The organism is Mesorhizobium sp. M1322 (assembly GCF_040318085.1).
GTDB lineage: Bacteria > Pseudomonadota > Alphaproteobacteria > Rhizobiales > Rhizobiaceae > Mesorhizobium.
This window is the reverse complement of record NZ_JAMYLP010000016.1, coordinates 1-13,364: the sequence shown is the minus strand read 5'-3', so window position 1 is coordinate 13,364 and position 13,364 is coordinate 1. Positions and strand designations below refer to the sequence as shown.

The 13,364-nt window shown below is 62.7% G+C and carries 15 protein-coding genes and 1 pseudogene; 8 read left to right on the top strand and 8 right to left on the bottom strand.

The annotated features are described in order from the left end of the window. Positions 1–40: 40 nt before the first annotated feature. Both NKH12_RS08815 and NKH12_RS08810 read right to left on the bottom strand, forming a co-directional pair. Complete coding sequence (locus NKH12_RS08815) at positions 41–805, bottom strand: arginyltransferase (protein ID WP_127314425.1); 765 nt, start codon at positions 803–805, stop codon at positions 41–43. A 138-nt stretch (positions 806–943) separates the two neighbouring features. Then, entirely contained in the window at positions 944–1,414 is a 471-nt protein-coding gene (locus NKH12_RS08810; RefSeq protein WP_352952742.1) for an RDD family protein, read from the bottom strand. Between the two features lie 205 nt (positions 1,415–1,619). Between NKH12_RS08810 and sthA the strand changes: the two genes are divergently transcribed. Further along, positions 1,620–3,008: a Si-specific NAD(P)(+) transhydrogenase gene (sthA, locus tag NKH12_RS08805; protein WP_352952741.1), complete on the top strand. Its 1,389-nt coding sequence runs from the start codon at positions 1,620–1,622 to the stop codon at positions 3,006–3,008. A 12-nt stretch (positions 3,009–3,020) separates the two neighbouring features. On the opposite strand, the gene NKH12_RS08800 is transcribed toward sthA, so the two are convergent. Beyond that, positions 3,021–3,692 carry an alpha/beta hydrolase gene (locus tag NKH12_RS08800; RefSeq protein WP_352952793.1) on the bottom strand — a complete coding sequence of 224 codons (672 nt, stop codon included), beginning with the start codon at positions 3,690–3,692 and terminating at the stop codon, positions 3,021–3,023. A gap of 194 nt (positions 3,693–3,886) precedes the next feature. Between NKH12_RS08800 and NKH12_RS08795 the strand changes: the two are divergent. Then, positions 3,887–4,829, top strand: a pseudogene (locus NKH12_RS08795) (OpgC family protein); the annotation flags it as partial. Positions 4,830–4,905: 76 nt separating this feature from the next. On the opposite strand, the gene NKH12_RS08790 reads toward NKH12_RS08795, so the two are convergent. Next, entirely contained in the window at positions 4,906–5,988 is a 1,083-nt protein-coding gene (locus tag NKH12_RS08790; RefSeq protein ID WP_352952740.1) for a LacI family DNA-binding transcriptional regulator, read from the bottom strand. Positions 5,989–6,131: 143 nt separating this feature from the next. Here NKH12_RS08790 and NKH12_RS08785 point away from each other — a divergent pair, with 143 nt between their 5' ends. Beyond that, a complete protein-coding gene (locus NKH12_RS08785; RefSeq protein WP_352952739.1) occupies positions 6,132–6,275 on the top strand; it encodes a hypothetical protein in 144 nt (47 codons plus the stop codon). A 62-nt stretch (positions 6,276–6,337) separates the two neighbouring features. After that, the gene (locus NKH12_RS08780; protein ID WP_352952738.1) at positions 6,338–6,502 is read left to right on the top strand and encodes a hypothetical protein; all 165 of its coding nucleotides are present in this window, start codon (positions 6,338–6,340) and stop codon (positions 6,500–6,502) included. Between the two features lie 112 nt (positions 6,503–6,614). On the opposite strand, the gene NKH12_RS08775 is transcribed toward NKH12_RS08780, so the two are convergent. Both NKH12_RS08775 and NKH12_RS08770 read right to left on the bottom strand, forming a co-directional pair. After that, a complete protein-coding gene (locus NKH12_RS08775; RefSeq protein ID WP_352952737.1) occupies positions 6,615–6,989 on the bottom strand; it encodes a DUF423 domain-containing protein in 375 nt (124 codons plus the stop codon). A 41-nt stretch (positions 6,990–7,030) separates the two neighbouring features. Continuing rightward, on the bottom strand, positions 7,031–8,293 hold the full coding sequence (locus NKH12_RS08770) for an MFS transporter (protein ID WP_352952736.1): 1,263 nt from the start codon (positions 8,291–8,293) through the stop codon (positions 7,031–7,033). Between the two features lie 179 nt (positions 8,294–8,472). On the opposite strand from NKH12_RS08770, the gene NKH12_RS08765 reads away from it, so the two are divergent. Both NKH12_RS08765 and NKH12_RS08760 read left to right on the top strand, forming a co-directional pair. Beyond that, the gene (locus tag NKH12_RS08765; protein ID WP_352952735.1) at positions 8,473–9,138 is read left to right on the top strand and encodes a GntR family transcriptional regulator; all 666 of its coding nucleotides are present in this window, start codon (positions 8,473–8,475) and stop codon (positions 9,136–9,138) included. Between the two features lie 86 nt (positions 9,139–9,224). Further along, the gene (locus tag NKH12_RS08760) at positions 9,225–9,458 is read left to right on the top strand and encodes a DUF982 domain-containing protein (protein WP_473598182.1); all 234 of its coding nucleotides are present in this window, start codon (positions 9,225–9,227) and stop codon (positions 9,456–9,458) included. A 55-nt stretch (positions 9,459–9,513) separates the two neighbouring features. Here the strand turns inward: NKH12_RS08760 and NKH12_RS08755 are convergent, their stop codons facing one another. Then, positions 9,514–9,672 (bottom strand): hypothetical protein, encoded by a 159-nt coding sequence (locus tag NKH12_RS08755; protein WP_023798419.1) that lies wholly within the window; start codon positions 9,670–9,672, stop codon positions 9,514–9,516. 203 nt (positions 9,673–9,875) lie between these two features. Here NKH12_RS08755 and NKH12_RS08750 point away from each other — a divergent pair, with 203 nt between their 5' ends. Continuing rightward, the gene (locus tag NKH12_RS08750) at positions 9,876–10,847 is read left to right on the top strand and encodes a glycosyl transferase family 90 (protein ID WP_352952734.1); all 972 of its coding nucleotides are present in this window, start codon (positions 9,876–9,878) and stop codon (positions 10,845–10,847) included. A 35-nt stretch (positions 10,848–10,882) separates the two neighbouring features. Here NKH12_RS08750 and NKH12_RS08745 read toward each other — a convergent pair whose 3' ends face one another. Continuing rightward, entirely contained in the window at positions 10,883–11,926 is a 1,044-nt protein-coding gene (locus tag NKH12_RS08745; protein ID WP_352952733.1) for an aldo/keto reductase, read from the bottom strand. Positions 11,927–12,183: 257 nt separating this feature from the next. Here NKH12_RS08745 and ppk2 point away from each other — a divergent pair, with 257 nt between their 5' ends. After that, positions 12,184–13,104, top strand: coding sequence for a polyphosphate kinase 2 (ppk2, locus tag NKH12_RS08740; protein ID WP_352952732.1), 921 nt, complete (start codon positions 12,184–12,186; stop codon positions 13,102–13,104). Positions 13,105–13,364: the final 260 nt, after the last annotated feature.

Here is a 13,364-nt window from a genome sequence, read left to right as displayed (position 1 = left end):
TCCCTGGAAACAGTTTAAGATTGGATTTTGGAAAAACTATTCAGCGCGAAACCGCTTCGTGGTCGTAGCGTTCCCAGCCTTTCGGGCCGAGATGCTCCTGCGGCATGAAGCGCATCTTATAGTTCATCTTGCGCGAGCCGTTGACCCAGTAGCCGAGATAGACATGCGGCAAGCCCATCGCCCTGGCGCGGGCGATGTGGTCGAGGATCATGAAGGTGCCGAGTGAGCGGTCCTCGAAGTCCGGATTGAAGTAGGAATAGACCATCGACAGGCCGTCGGCCATCTTGTCGGTGAGGGCGACTGCGATCAGTTCGCCCTGGCCCTTGCCGGTGATGAAGCTGTCGGGGCCGCGGCGCCGGTATTCGATGACCTTGGTATCGACATGGGTGTCCTCGACCATCATGGCGTAGTCGAGCACCGTCATGTCGGACATGCCGCCGCGGCGATGGCGGGCATCGAGATAGCTGCGGAACAGCGAATACTGCTCGGTGGATGGTTGCGCGTCGTGCATCGCGCCGATGAGATCCGAATTGTGCTGTATCACCCGCTTCATATTGCGGCTGGCGGTGAATTCCTGGGCCAGGATGCGTACCGAAACGCAGGCGCGGCAGGTCTCGCAGGCCGGCCGGTAGGCGATGTTCTGCGATCGCCGGAAGCCGCCTTGCGTCAACAGGTCGTTCATCTCCGATGCCTTGTCGCCGACCAGATGCGTGAACACCTTGCGCTCGAACTGGCCCTCAAGGTACGGGCACGGCGACGGCGCGGTCAGGAAGAACTGCGGCGACTGGGTAGGATGGTGCGTCATCGAACCTTGGAAACACTCCTGCGAATCATCATACCTTTGGCGCGCACGGCGAAAAATTCAACAGGATTGTGAAGGCGTGGGTGATCGGAAGCCTTCACTTTGCACATAAAAGCTGGCGGGACTGGTGAAAAGCTGATCTTAGCGGTCACTGCGGCTGACCACCGTGCCCAGCAACAGGTCGTGCAGCGTGCGCTTGCGGTCGGCAAACAGCGACACCAGAAGGACCAGCGGCGTCAGGATGACGTTGCCGGCCCAGAACAGCACCGAATGCACCACCGCCGTCAGCCCGTCGATACGGGTGCCATCCAGACGGTCGAGCCGGATCCCCATCATCTTCATGCCTGTCGTGGCCTGGTCGGCGCTGCCGAGCGTGTTCCAGATGTAGAGGATGGCGACGGCCGGCACGAGGACGGAAAACAGCATCCAGCCGAGGCCGAGCGTCAGAATCCCGAGGAAGAACACCAGGATCGCGAACGGAATGGTGAGCAGCGCGACGATGCAATAGTCGATGATGAAGGCGAGGACACGCCGCGTGCGCACGCCGTCATAGGCCCTGATATCATCGAGCCTGGAGGTGATGATTTCGCCGTCGAGAACGCACGCGTTCATGTCATTTCCTCGCAATCAGGCCCGGGCTAGGGTGCGGGCCGCCTGGTTTTGAAATGGTGAAGTCTTGCGACGGAATCAAGATCGGGCGTTTCCGCGGCATGCGGTGGGAACCGGCACCGGGTACAGCCCGAATCGGTTGAATTTGCAGCGCCGATGGCGTTAGCTTGCTGCAGCGCAACAAAGTGCGGACGAGGGGCGGGACGACATGGACTACGACATGCTGGTCATCGGCAGCGGCCCTTCCGGGCGCCGCGCCGCGGTGCAGTCGGCCAAGCTCGGCAAATCCGTGCTGGTGGTCGACAGGGGCCGGCGTCTTGGCGGTGTTTCCGTGCATACCGGCACCATCCCGTCGAAGACGCTGCGGGAAACCGTGCTCAATCTCTCCGGCTGGCGCGAGCGCGGCTTCTACGGGCGCGGCTACCGGGTCAAGCAGGACATTTCGGTCGGCGATCTGATCGAACGCCTGCACAAGACGCTCGATCACGAGGTCGAGGTGCTGCAACACCAGTTCATGCGCAACACGGTCAAGAGCGCGCGCGCCGCAGTCAAGTTTCTCGGGCCCAACAGAGCGAGCCTGACGACGGACACCGGCGACTATAGCGAAGTCGGTTTTGCGCACGCGCTGATCGCGGTCGGTACCCGCCCGCACCGGCCGCGCGATGTGCCTTTCGACAAGATCCGTATCTTCGACAGCGACGAGATGCTGGAGCTCGAGCGCTTGCCGCGGACATTGACGGTGATCGGCGCCGGCGTCATCGGCGTCGAGTACGCGACGATCTTTTCGGCGCTTGACGTGCCGGTGACGCTGGTCGAGCCGCGCAACACCATTCTCGATTTCGTCGACCGCGAGATCGTCGACGATTTCATCCATCAGATGCGTGACCGCGGCATGACGATCCGGCTCGGCAGTGCGATCAAGGAGATCGCCTCGAAACCCGACTACGCCGAGGTGACGCTTGCCGACGGCCGCACCATACGCTCGGAGATGGTGCTCTATGCCGCGGGGCGCAACGGCAATGTCGGCGCGCTCGGCCTGGACGTGGTCGGCATCGAGTCTGACTCCCGGGGCCGCATCAAGGTCGATCCGCAGACCTTCCGGACCAGCGCGCCGAACATCTATGCCGCCGGCGACGTCATCGGCTTTCCGAGCCTCGCCTCCACCTCGATGGAACAGGGCAGGGTGGCCGCCTGCCACGCCTTCGGCGTGCCCTTGCCGCCGCCGCCGGAAACCTTTCCCTACGGCATCTACGCCGTGCCGGAAATCTCGACCGTCGGCCAGTCCGAGGAGCAGGTGCGCGAGAGCGGCGGCGCGTATGAGGTCGGCGTGGCGCGCTTCCGCGAAACCTCGCGCGGCCATATCATGGGCGTCAACACCGGCTTCCTGAAGCTTCTGTTTTCGATCGAAACGCGCCGGCTGCTTGGCGCGCATATCGTCGGCGAGGGCGCGACCGAACTGATCCATATCGGCCAGGCGGTGATCAATCTCGGCGGTACCGTCGATTTCTTCGTCAACAACACCTTCAACTATCCGACGCTGGCCGAAGCCTACAAGATCGCCGGGCTGGATGCCTGGAACCGGATGGGGCGAGCATAGGCGGCGGGCTCATCAATTTGCCTGCGCCGTGGCGGTTGCCTGACTCGCCAGCCATTGCCTGACGATTTCAGCATCCCGATCGCCGATTTCATGGCCGGAGGCGATCGTGTGGGCCTCGACCTCGGCACCATGCCGGCCGAGCAGTCCGACCAGCGCGAGTGCTAAGGGCCCGTAGGTCAGGTCGGCGGCGCCGGATATGATTGCCACCCGTGCCTTGCGGAGATCCGCCGGCGGCACCTCGTCCAGCACGGGCATGGGTCGCAGCAACGCTGCTCGGGCGATGAGCCGCGGATGCAGCAGCATCACGCTTGAAACCAGGTTGGCGCCGTTGGAATAGCCGAGAAAAATTGCCCGGGAGAGGTCGAGGCCGTGGCGTTCCGCGGCTTCCGTGATGAAGCCAGCGAAAGCGTCCGCCTCTTTGCGGATGCTACCCTGTTCGAAGCGTATGGGCGAGATCCGTCTGAACCAGCGGAAACCATCCTCCTGGGCGATACGGCCACGCACCGCCACCAGCACCGCGTGCGGCGCGATTTGCTGCCCCAGCGCCACCAGAGTCGTCTCCTCGACACCGGATCCATGCAGCAGAAAAAGGCATTCGCGGGTTGGTTCTGCTGGTCTGTAGAGGCGATAGAAAAACGGCAGGTCGCGCCGCAAAAAGCCGTCTTCCGGAGGTTTTTCGGCCATAGTTGCATCCCGTCGTTTTTGTTCGTTTGCCGGCTTCAAAACGGAATATTTTCGAGCTCTTTCAAAGTTGATTGAACCGGGCGCATTTCAGTCCGTTTGTTCGCCGATATGCTCCTGAGGGAGGAATCGAAGCGGTGCGCCGGGCGGTCGCATCGGTCGCCGGCATGAACAACCAGCTTTGAGGCCTTTTATCGATGACCATGCCAAATTTACCGGATCGCGGCACGCGTATCCCGGATCGCGATGTGCGTATTCCGGATCGCGATACGCGTATCGATGTATTCCGCGCTCTCGCTCTGTTGATCATATTTGTCGACCATGTCCCGGGCACGATTTTCGAAACCCTGACCTATAAGAATTTTGGTTTTTCGGATGCCGCCGAGGCCTTCGTGCTGATCTCCGGCATGTCAGTCGCGCTCGCCTACGGCTCAAAATTCCAGTCCGGAAACCGGCTCATGGCGACACTGAAATTGTGGCGCCGCGCCGGTGTGCTCTATGTCGCCCACATTGTCACGACGATGGTGGTGCTGGCCATCTTCTGCGCGGCGGCGGTGTTCGCGAAGCGGCCGGACATGCTGACGCTGATCAACATCGAACCATTGATCAGGAACCCGCAGCAAGCGCTGATCGGCATCGTCACGCTTGGCCATCAGCTCGGCTACAACAACATCCTGCCGGTCTATGCGATGCTGCTGCTGATGGCGCCAACCTTTCCTGCTGTTCATCAGCCACAGACCTTTGGCGGCGCTGGCGATATCCGGAGCTCTGTGGCTGGTTGCCGGGATCTACCAGATCGCCCCGCCGAATTATCCTGAGCCCGGCTTCTGGTTCCTCAATCCGCTGTCGTGGCAATTCCTCTTCAACATCGGCCTGGCCAGTATGCTGCATATCAGGCGCGGCGGCACCATTCCGATCAATCGCTGGCTGGTCGTCGCGTCGGCGGTCTATGTCGCGGCGGCGTTGGTCTGGGTGCACAGCCCGCTATGGGGGCAGGTGTCGTGGCTGGACCTGCCCGTGGTGTTGACCGGCTTCGACAAGACATTCCTGTCGCTGCCGAGGCTGCTGCACATCCTGGCGGTGAGCTATCTGATCGTGGCGTTTCCTGCTGTCTTGAACCTGTTCCGCACCGGCCGCGATCCGCAGCGAGGCGCCGCCTGTCCATGCGTCCTTCGGGGTGGGAGCCATGGCGACTACCAACCCGTAGAGGACCGGCTCAGGCTGTTTTGGGCGGCGGCCCGGAAGATGCCCTGACGACGAGCTCGACGCCGAGCGTCTCGCGCCGCACCATGCCGTCGAAATCGAGGATCGTTCGCGCCGCCCGGCGGCCGATCTCGGCGATCGGCTGGGCGACCGTGGTGAGCGGAGGATCGCAAAGGGCGGCGTCAGGCACGCCGTCGAAGCCGATGACCGAGACGTCGCCGGGAACGGCCAGACCCCGCGCGGTCAGCCATTCGATCGCGACCATGGCCATCCGGTCCGACATCGCCAGGATGGCGGTCGGCGGCTCTGCCGAGGCGAAGATCGTTTCGAGGCCGGCTCTTGTGCTGGCTTCGTCGTTTTCGGTCTCGTATACCGGAATCCCGGCGGTATCGACGCCGAATCGGGAAAGCGCGTCGAAATAGCCGACGAGGCGATCGCGCGTGCCGGGGTAGACGGCCGTCCGGACTTGGCTCGGCGAGACAGGACCGGTCCTGTCGTCGGCGAAAGGCAGCGACAGAACGGCGAAGCGCCGATGGCCAAGCTCGGCAAGATGGTGCGCCGCCAGGCGGGCGCCGGCGACATTGTCGACGCCGATTGCCGAAACAGTGTCGTCGTCGAAGCCGAGCTCAAGCGCGACAAAGGGGAGTTTGCGTTCGCGCGTCAGTTCGACAAGGCGTGAGCCGCCCTCGATGCAGAACAGGATGAAGCCGTCGACCAGCGCGCTCTGGATATTCCAGGCAAGCTTCTCCTGATTACCAGCCGATACCAGCGCGATGCCGGCGCCGGTGGCGTCACATGCCTCGGAAATCCCGGCCATCATTGCGCGGGCAAAGGGATCGTCAAAGAAATAAGACAGCGGCTCGGTCGTGGCGACGCCGATCGCGTTGACCCTGCCGGCGCGCAGCAGCCGACCCTTCGGGTCGGGGCCCGCATAGCCCATCGCTTCGGCCGCTGCCTTGACCCGCTCGCGGACTTCCTCGCGTACGATCTCGGGACGGCTGAACACGTTGGAGGCGGTGCCGTGCGAAACCCCGGCGGCCTTGGCTATGTCGGCCAGCCGGATGGGTCGTGTATTGCCTTCGGTGTATGACGCCATTTTTCTGCCTCCGGATTGCCATCTAACATCTTTGTTGGATCGATTCAAATTTTTGCTTGACATTGGTGCGGTTGGGTATATTTTTGAATCGATCCAAGTGAACGCTAAACCGTCGATTGAATCGATTCAGGAAGGAGCGAGCCATGCACCCCGTCAACTATCTGTTCGAAGACATCTATCGCAACGACTGGAGCATTACCTCCAACGGGGTGACCCGGAAACGTCGCGGCAACGCCGGCCCGTGGATCCGCGATCTTCGTTTTCTTGTGGAGCGCAAGCGGAGCTGATCGGCACGGCATTTTCGGGCCAGTTGATTGGATCGATTCAAGTTTGAAAAAGGAGCCAAGCCATGCATCCGATCAATCATCTGTTCGAAGACATCTATCGCAACTATTGGGGCATCTCGCCGGCCCTCGATAGGCTGGAGCGGCGCCGCCCGACCACACCGGCGGCACGCAATCGCGACCTGCCGGTCCGGCCCGAATGCCGGCAAGACTGGCCATCGTCCGATTGACCGTCGTTTGCGGAAACGGGACCGAGCTGTTTGCCCGCAAGCGCCGCACTTTGAACTGGGGAGGGCTAGGGATGCCAGCCGGACTCCCACGATCGGTGCGGGGAATGCCGTCTCAGGAGCGCGGGCGCGCCAGCGCTGAGGCTGCAACCGCCAGCCAGCCGGCGATGAGCAGGGTGCCGCCGATCGGCGCCGACATCGGGAAAAGCCGCGAGCCGAGGAAGTCACGGGCGAGGAGATCACCGCAGAACAACACAAGCCCGACAAGAAGTATAAGGCTTGCGGTTTGCAGGATCCGGTTTGCGCCGACGAGGCCGACGGCAAGAAAAACCGGTGCATGCATGAGCAGGAACGACGCTGCCGTGCCGACGAAAACGCCGCCCAGATGTGCCGCCGCGGCGGAGAGCGCCACGCCGGCCGCGCCGCACAGGCCGCCGACGAAAACGAGGGTGCGGCCGCTGCCGCTTGCTGGTCGCTCGGCCGTGCTCATGTCGCTGGTCTCCGTGAAGCAGTGATAGCCCGCAAACGGTGTCAGGATTTGCCCGCCTGCACCAGCATGTCGCTTGCGCGGCGTGACTGGACCAGCCAGTTATACGCCGCTCCGCCCGCCATCAAAACGGACGTGCCGAGAAATACAGCGCGCATGCCGAAATGACCGCCGACGAAGCCGCCGAGCAGCGGCCCGGCGACCTGTCCGACATATTGCGCCGAGATCGACAAGCCCAGCACATTGCCGCCGACGCCGTCCGGAACATTGTGGCGGATGACGCTGGTGATGCAGGGCAAGAGGCCGCCAAGCGCCAGCCCCATCAGGAAACGCAGGCCGGCGAGCTGCCAGCCCTGCGTGACGAAGGCCTGCGGGATCAGCAGCAGCGCCGAGACGGCAAGCGCCCCAATGATGACGTTCCAGTGCCCGACGCGGTCGGCGAGCTTGCCGAGCCGCGAGGCCGACAGGATGGCGCCAAGTGCTGCCGCCGACATGACGACGCCGGAGGTCAGTGTTAGCAGGCTTTGATCCTTGATGAGCTGCTGCACGTAGACTGTGATGATCGGCTCGATCGACATGGTGGCGAAGCTCAACAGCGTGCCGGTCGCCAGCATGGCGACGACCGGGCGCTTGTCCGAGATTTGCGACCAGCCGCTGCCTTTCGGCTTCTTAGTCGATGCTGACTTGTCGGCTGCCTGGCGAGGGTTCTCCTTGATGAGAAAAGTCGTTGCCAGGAACGCCAGCAAAATGACGCCGCCGGCGAGCAGGAAGGTTGCGCGGATGCCGATCAAAGGCGGCAGCGCGCCGCCGAGCAGGGGGCCGACGAGGGCGCCGGCGGTGATGCCGGCCGACAGCACGCCAAGCGCCCAGCCTGACCAGTCCTTCGGCGTCTGCATGGCGACGAGAATGGTCGAACCCGAGGAATAGCCGCCGGCGAAACCGATCAGCAGGCGCAGCAGCACCAATTGCCAGACCGTCTCCACCATGCCGGTCAGCGACTTGCAGACGGCCATGCCGAAACTGGCGCGCACCAGCATCAGCTTGCGGCCGTAGCGATCGCCCAGCCGTCCCCACAGCGGCGCCACCAGCGCGGCGGCGAAGAACGTCGCGCCATAGGCGATGCCGGACCACTGCACGATCGCCGCGTGCCCCTCGGCACCCAGCTGTTCGACATAAAGCGGCAGGAAGGGCAACAGCAGGGTCATGGCGACAAGCGTGCTGAACGAGCCGGCAAAGCACACGACGAGATTGCGGCGCCAGTGGATGTTGTGGGTGCCTTGCATGGCAGGGGTGGTGTCTTGCGGCATGTCATGTCCTGTCGGGCAAGTCTGTCGGCGGCTTGCTGTGGATACTGTTTTGGGATACCAAGCTGGTATCCGTCATGGACGCAAGCCCGGCGGCTGTCAATGCGGCCCCTCTCAAACGTTATCGGCAAACGCTGGCCAGCGACCCGATCGCCGAAACAAATGGCCAGAACGGAACCGCCATGTCGCAGATGCAGAATGTCGAAAAGCAGCTTCGGGAGATGATCCTCGGCCTCGAGATCGGCCCCGGCGAGCGGCTGACGGAACGCTGGATCGAAAGCCGCTTCGGCGCATCGCGCACGCCGGTCAGGGCAGCATTGCTGCGGCTCGACACGGAAGGTCTGGTCTGCCGCGACGGGCGCGGCTGGACGGTATCGCCAATCAACCTCGCCGAGCTCGAGCAGATCGCCGTTTACCGCGAGGCGGTCGAGGTCGCGGCAGTCAGGCTGACCTGTGTCTTGGAGGACAGGAGCGGCGTCGACGTCATCGAGGCGATGCTGGACTCCTGCGACGCCGGCACCCCGCGCGAGGAATGGCATCGCGTCGGCATGGATTTTCACATCGAGCTGGCACGCCTGTCCGGCAACGAGTTCCTGTTCAGGGCGGTCCGCGATGCCATGACGCGCCTGTCGCGGGCGCGTTGGCTGGAGGTGCGCGACGAGGCGGCACTCGGCCGTGCCTGGGCCGAACACCGTGCCATTCTGGCAGCGGTGCGGGCCGGCGATGCCGATGCGGCGGCACACCGGCTTTCGGTCCATATTGTCGGCAGCCGCGACCGGCTGGTGACGTCATTGCACAATGACCGGCGCGGCCTGCGTGCCAGGGGATTTGCCGTCGTCGCGGCGTGATTGCTGAGGGCAACCACTTTCGCCCTCGCTTCGCGAGCGCCGATGGCGTAAGAGCGGCGATGGAAAACAACCGATTTGAAACACCCGTGACCGTCAAGTCGGGCGCGGAGGGAACCACTCAGCTCTTGCGTACGGCTCGCGAGGCTTCCGATTACCTCCTCAACAGCTGGCCCGGCAAGCGCAGTCCAAAGCATCGCGAAGCGCTGCAGGCCTGCCATGATGCGCTGGCCGGCGACAAACCGGCGATGACCGCAAGGCGCGCCTTCATCGCCGCCGCGCGCGAGGTGAACGTGTTCGTCAGCGACAAGGCGCCGGCCTGAAGACGCAGCGGGATTCCTAGGCCAAATCCGATCCGCCTCGCGGGCCGGATGCGTTTTACTCTGCCGTTTCCGTTTCGGTCTCGGAGGTGGTCTCGTCTTCGGGCTTCGAACGTTCCTTGGCTGCGACCTTGGCCGCCTGCTTTTCCGCCTTCTTGGCGGCCTTCTGCCGGTCACGTTCCTTGCGTTCCTGGCCGTAATTCGGTGCTCGAGCCATATCTCTTCCTTTCACAATCCCAAAGGTTCTTAGCCCTGCCTAGGAGCATTGGGCTACAAACACAACACCGCAAAGGGCGATCGGCTCCATACACAGCCGGCAGGCCGGCTGAACACGGTTCCGTGGCTTGCAAGATGGCTGGCACAATGGTGCAGGAGGGGCCGGGGGGCAAAATCACAAGCCGACTTTTTACCAAGTGACTGATGGCCACCCTTCAAAGAAACGCACAGAAGCTATTCTACTATGCGCGCAACGCCGTGCGCGATATCGCACCGCAGGCGCTGTTCCGTCGCAGGCTCGCCGGGCTGCTCGATCAGGCCAGGCTTTCGGACGGATCGGTCCGCGCTCGTCTCAAATATTACAATAGATTGCAGCATGCGTTCGCGCCGAGCGCCGGAGCCGTGCCGGTCAGCCGGCTGCCGAGAGGCCGGAGCATGTATTACTACGATCTGAAGGAATTTACCCGCTACTTCGATCCTGATTTGCGCATCGACCTCGAATTCGGCGACGTCGTCGAAGTGCCTGCGATGCCGTCGATCGTCAAGGATCGGCCGATCGCCGGCGACAACAGGAACGGGGTCCTGTTCAAGCTCAACAAGTTCCGCCACTTCCACATGCCCGCCGACGATGTTGCCTTCGCGGACAAGCTGTCGGTTGCGGTGTGGCGCGGCGAGCTCAACAACCCGATAAGGACCTTGCTTCTGGAGGCCGCGCGCAATCTGCCCTTTTGCGATTTCGGCACGCCCAAACCGACGGCAGCGCCGGAATATCGCAAGCCCTATCTGAGCATCGATCAGCAGCGGCGCTGTCGCTACATCATTTCGCTCGAAGGCAACGATGTGGCGACCAACCTAAAATGGATCATGAGTTCGAATTCGCTGTGCCTGATGCCGCCGCCGACATACGAGACATGGTTCGCCGAAAGCGAACTCGTGGCTGACGTTCACTATGTGCCGCTCGAACCTGATTTCTCGGATCTTGCCGAGCGGGTGCAGTATCTCGAACGTCATCCGACTGAGGCCGAGCGCATCGTTGACGCCGCCAACGCCTATTGCCGCAAGTTCGCCGATGAACGGGCCGAGCAGGCGATCTGCTTGCTCGTGCTCTACAAGTATTTCGTGCTCAGCGGCCAGATCGAGCCTGATCCCGAGGTCTGGCGTTTTATCTCAGACTAAGCCCGCGGCGACCTTCGACCTGATCCGGACCGTTGTCAGATATCTTCCCGGTCAAGAACCAGATCGGCCGGACCAAACCGGTCCTTTGCCGTGAATTGCTGGTGCCAGTAGGGATACAGAACGGGCGGGCGGCTCACAGCGTCCAAGCGTGCGCGCTCATCGCTGGTCAGCACCAGGCTTGCAGAGGCGATATTGTCCTTGAACTGCGCTTCGGTCCGTCCGCCAATAACCAGCGAGCTGACGGCCGGCCGGCCGAGCAGCCAGGCAAGCGCCACCTGCGCTGCTGAGACGCCATGGTTCTTGCCGATATAGGCAAGCACCTCGACGATCCGCCACAGCCGGTCCTCATCACGGATCGGCGGTTCCGTCCAGCCGCTGAGCTGGCGGGGGGTGGCCTGGTCGCGGTGGTATTTGCCGGACAGCAGTCCACCGGCGAGCGGGCTCCACACCAGCACGCCAAGCCCCTGGTCGACCGAGATCGGCAGCAGTTCATATTCGGCTTCGCGTGCTTCCAGCGTGTAGTGGATCTGCTGGGTGACGAAGCGCGGCTGGTGCTGGCGGTCGCTGATCCCCAGCGCCTTCATCACTTGCCAGCCCGAATAGTTGGAACAGCCGACATAGCGGACCTTACCCTGGCTGACGAGCGTGTCGAGCGCGGCGATGGTCTCCTCGATCGGCGTCGTACCGTCCCATTCGTGCAGGAAATAGATGTCGATGACGTCGGTCCTGAGGCGCTTCAGGCTCTTCTCGCACTCGCGGATCAGATGGTAGCGCGACAGCCCTTCGTCGTTGGGCCCGGTCCCGATCCGCATGCGCGCCTTGGAGGCGATCAGCACATCGCCCTTGCGTTTGCCGCCGAGCGCTTCGCCGATGATCTCTTCCGATAGCCCGTTCGAATAGACATTGGCGGTGTCGATGAGATTGATGCCGGAATCGATGCAGAGGTCGATCATCCGGCGCGCCTCGTCGAGATCGGTCTTGCCGACCGCCGAAAATGCGCCGGCGCCGCCGAAGGTCATGGTGCCCATGGTCAGCGTTGAAACCTTCAGCCCGGAACGGCCGAGTGTGCGGTATTCCATATCAGATCCTCGCAATTGCGTTGAGAAGGGCTGCTTCGAAGGCTGCCCAAAGGAGCCTGGCATTTGTAGGACAATTCAAGGCGCTTGTCGTGCATGCCATGGAGGCTGATCGATCACATCTCACGGATTTGCGCGACCGGCACACAGGCCGGCTGCAATAAAACCGTCATTGCCGGCCTGTATGCAGTCGGCTCAAGGTGTTCGATGTTGGCCGGCAGGTCGGACGCCGACACGGGCGTGCACGCGGAGCAGCATAAATGACCGAAGCAAAACAGAATTCTCCTGCCAAGGACTGGCTGGAAGCGGAGCTCGCCGATACGCTCGACGAAGATTACGAGCTGGAAATGTCGGAACCGGCGCTATCGCTGGAGATCGCCAAAATCTACAAGAAAGCGCATCCGCCCTCGATGGATCGCCAGCAATATTTTCGCGACCTGATCACGCTGCAGTCCGAATTGATCAAGCTGCAGTCCTGGGTGGCATATCACAAGAACAAGCTGGTGGTGATTTTCGAGGGCCGCGATTCGGCCGGCAAGGGCGGCGTCATCAAGCGCATCACCCAGCGGCTCAATCCGCGCATCTGCCGCGTCGTAGCACTTCCGGCGCCGACCGAGCGCGAGAAGTCGCAATGGTATTTCCAGCGCTACGTCCCGCATCTGCCGGCAGGCGGCGAGATCGTGCTGTTCGATCGCTCCTGGTACAACCGCTCCGGCGTCGAGCGGGTGATGGGCTTCGCCGAGCCGGATCAGGTCGAGGAGTTCTTCCGCGACGTGCCGGAGTTCGAGCGCATGCTCGTCCGCTCCGGCGTCACGCTGGTCAAATACTGGTTCTCCATCACCGACGAGGAGCAGCAGATGCGCTTCCAGATGCGCATCCATGATCCGATGAAGCAGTGGAAACTGTCGCCCATGGACCTGCAGTCGCGCGTGCGCTGGGAGCAGTACACCAAGGCCAAGGAAGAGACCTTCGCCCGCACCAACATTCCCGAAGCCCCCTGGTTCATCGTCGAAGGCAATGACAAGAAGCGCGCACGGCTGAACTGCATCGACCATCTCCTCAAGCAAATGCCTTACGAGGAGGTGCCGCTCGAAGAGATCACGCTACCCGACCGCGTCTTCAATCCCGAATACGAGCGCCAGGTGCTGCCGCGCGAGCTGTATGTGCCGGAGAAGTATTGATCATCTGGGACTGCTAAAGGCCCGGACGGGCGGCATTCCTTCGCGCCCCCTCTGTCCTGCCGGACATCTCCCCCCACGCGGGGGGAGATTGGCAGCGTCGCCGACGGCGCCACTTTTGCAACGCTGATGATTGGCGAAAGCCGGCGCGACATCCGATCTCCCCCCTGTTTGGACCGGGGACATCGCGAACAGGTGTGCGAGGACATCGCGAACAGTTTGGCGCGCTTTGCGCTGGGGGTTCGAGATGCCATTCGAGGACA

Bases quoted from the DNA above. Each gene is read 5' to 3' on its own strand.
- ppk2 (WP_352952732.1), top strand. From the start codon at position 12,184: ATGACCGAAGCAAAACAGAATTCTCCTGCCAAGGACTGGCTGGAAGCG.
- NKH12_RS08780 (WP_352952738.1), top strand. From the start codon at position 6,338: ATGCATCCGATCAATCATCTGTTCGAAGACATCTATCGCAACTATTGG.
- NKH12_RS08765 (WP_352952735.1), top strand. From the start codon at position 8,473: ATGTCGCAGATGCAGAATGTCGAAAAGCAGCTTCGGGAGATGATCCTC.
- NKH12_RS08745 (WP_352952733.1), bottom strand. From the start codon at position 11,926: ATGGAATACCGCACACTCGGCCGTTCCGGGCTGAAGGTTTCAACGCTG.
- NKH12_RS08750 (WP_352952734.1), top strand. From the start codon at position 9,876: ATGGCCACCCTTCAAAGAAACGCACAGAAGCTATTCTACTATGCGCGC.
- NKH12_RS08785 (WP_352952739.1), top strand. From the start codon at position 6,132: ATGCACCCCGTCAACTATCTGTTCGAAGACATCTATCGCAACGACTGG.
- NKH12_RS08770 (WP_352952736.1), bottom strand. From the start codon at position 8,293: ATGCCGCAAGACACCACCCCTGCCATGCAAGGCACCCACAACATCCAC.
- NKH12_RS08775 (WP_352952737.1), bottom strand. From the start codon at position 6,989: ATGAGCACGGCCGAGCGACCAGCAAGCGGCAGCGGCCGCACCCTCGTT.
- NKH12_RS08800 (WP_352952793.1), bottom strand. From the start codon at position 3,692: ATGGCCGAAAAACCTCCGGAAGACGGCTTTTTGCGGCGCGACCTGCCG.
- sthA (WP_352952741.1), top strand. From the start codon at position 1,620: ATGGACTACGACATGCTGGTCATCGGCAGCGGCCCTTCCGGGCGCCGC.
- NKH12_RS08810 (WP_352952742.1), bottom strand. From the start codon at position 1,414: ATGAACGCGTGCGTTCTCGACGGCGAAATCATCACCTCCAGGCTCGAT.
- NKH12_RS08790 (WP_352952740.1), bottom strand. From the start codon at position 5,988: ATGGCGTCATACACCGAAGGCAATACACGACCCATCCGGCTGGCCGAC.
- NKH12_RS08815 (WP_127314425.1), bottom strand. From the start codon at position 805: ATGACGCACCATCCTACCCAGTCGCCGCAGTTCTTCCTGACCGCGCCG.
- NKH12_RS08755 (WP_023798419.1), bottom strand. From the start codon at position 9,672: ATGGCTCGAGCACCGAATTACGGCCAGGAACGCAAGGAACGTGACCGG.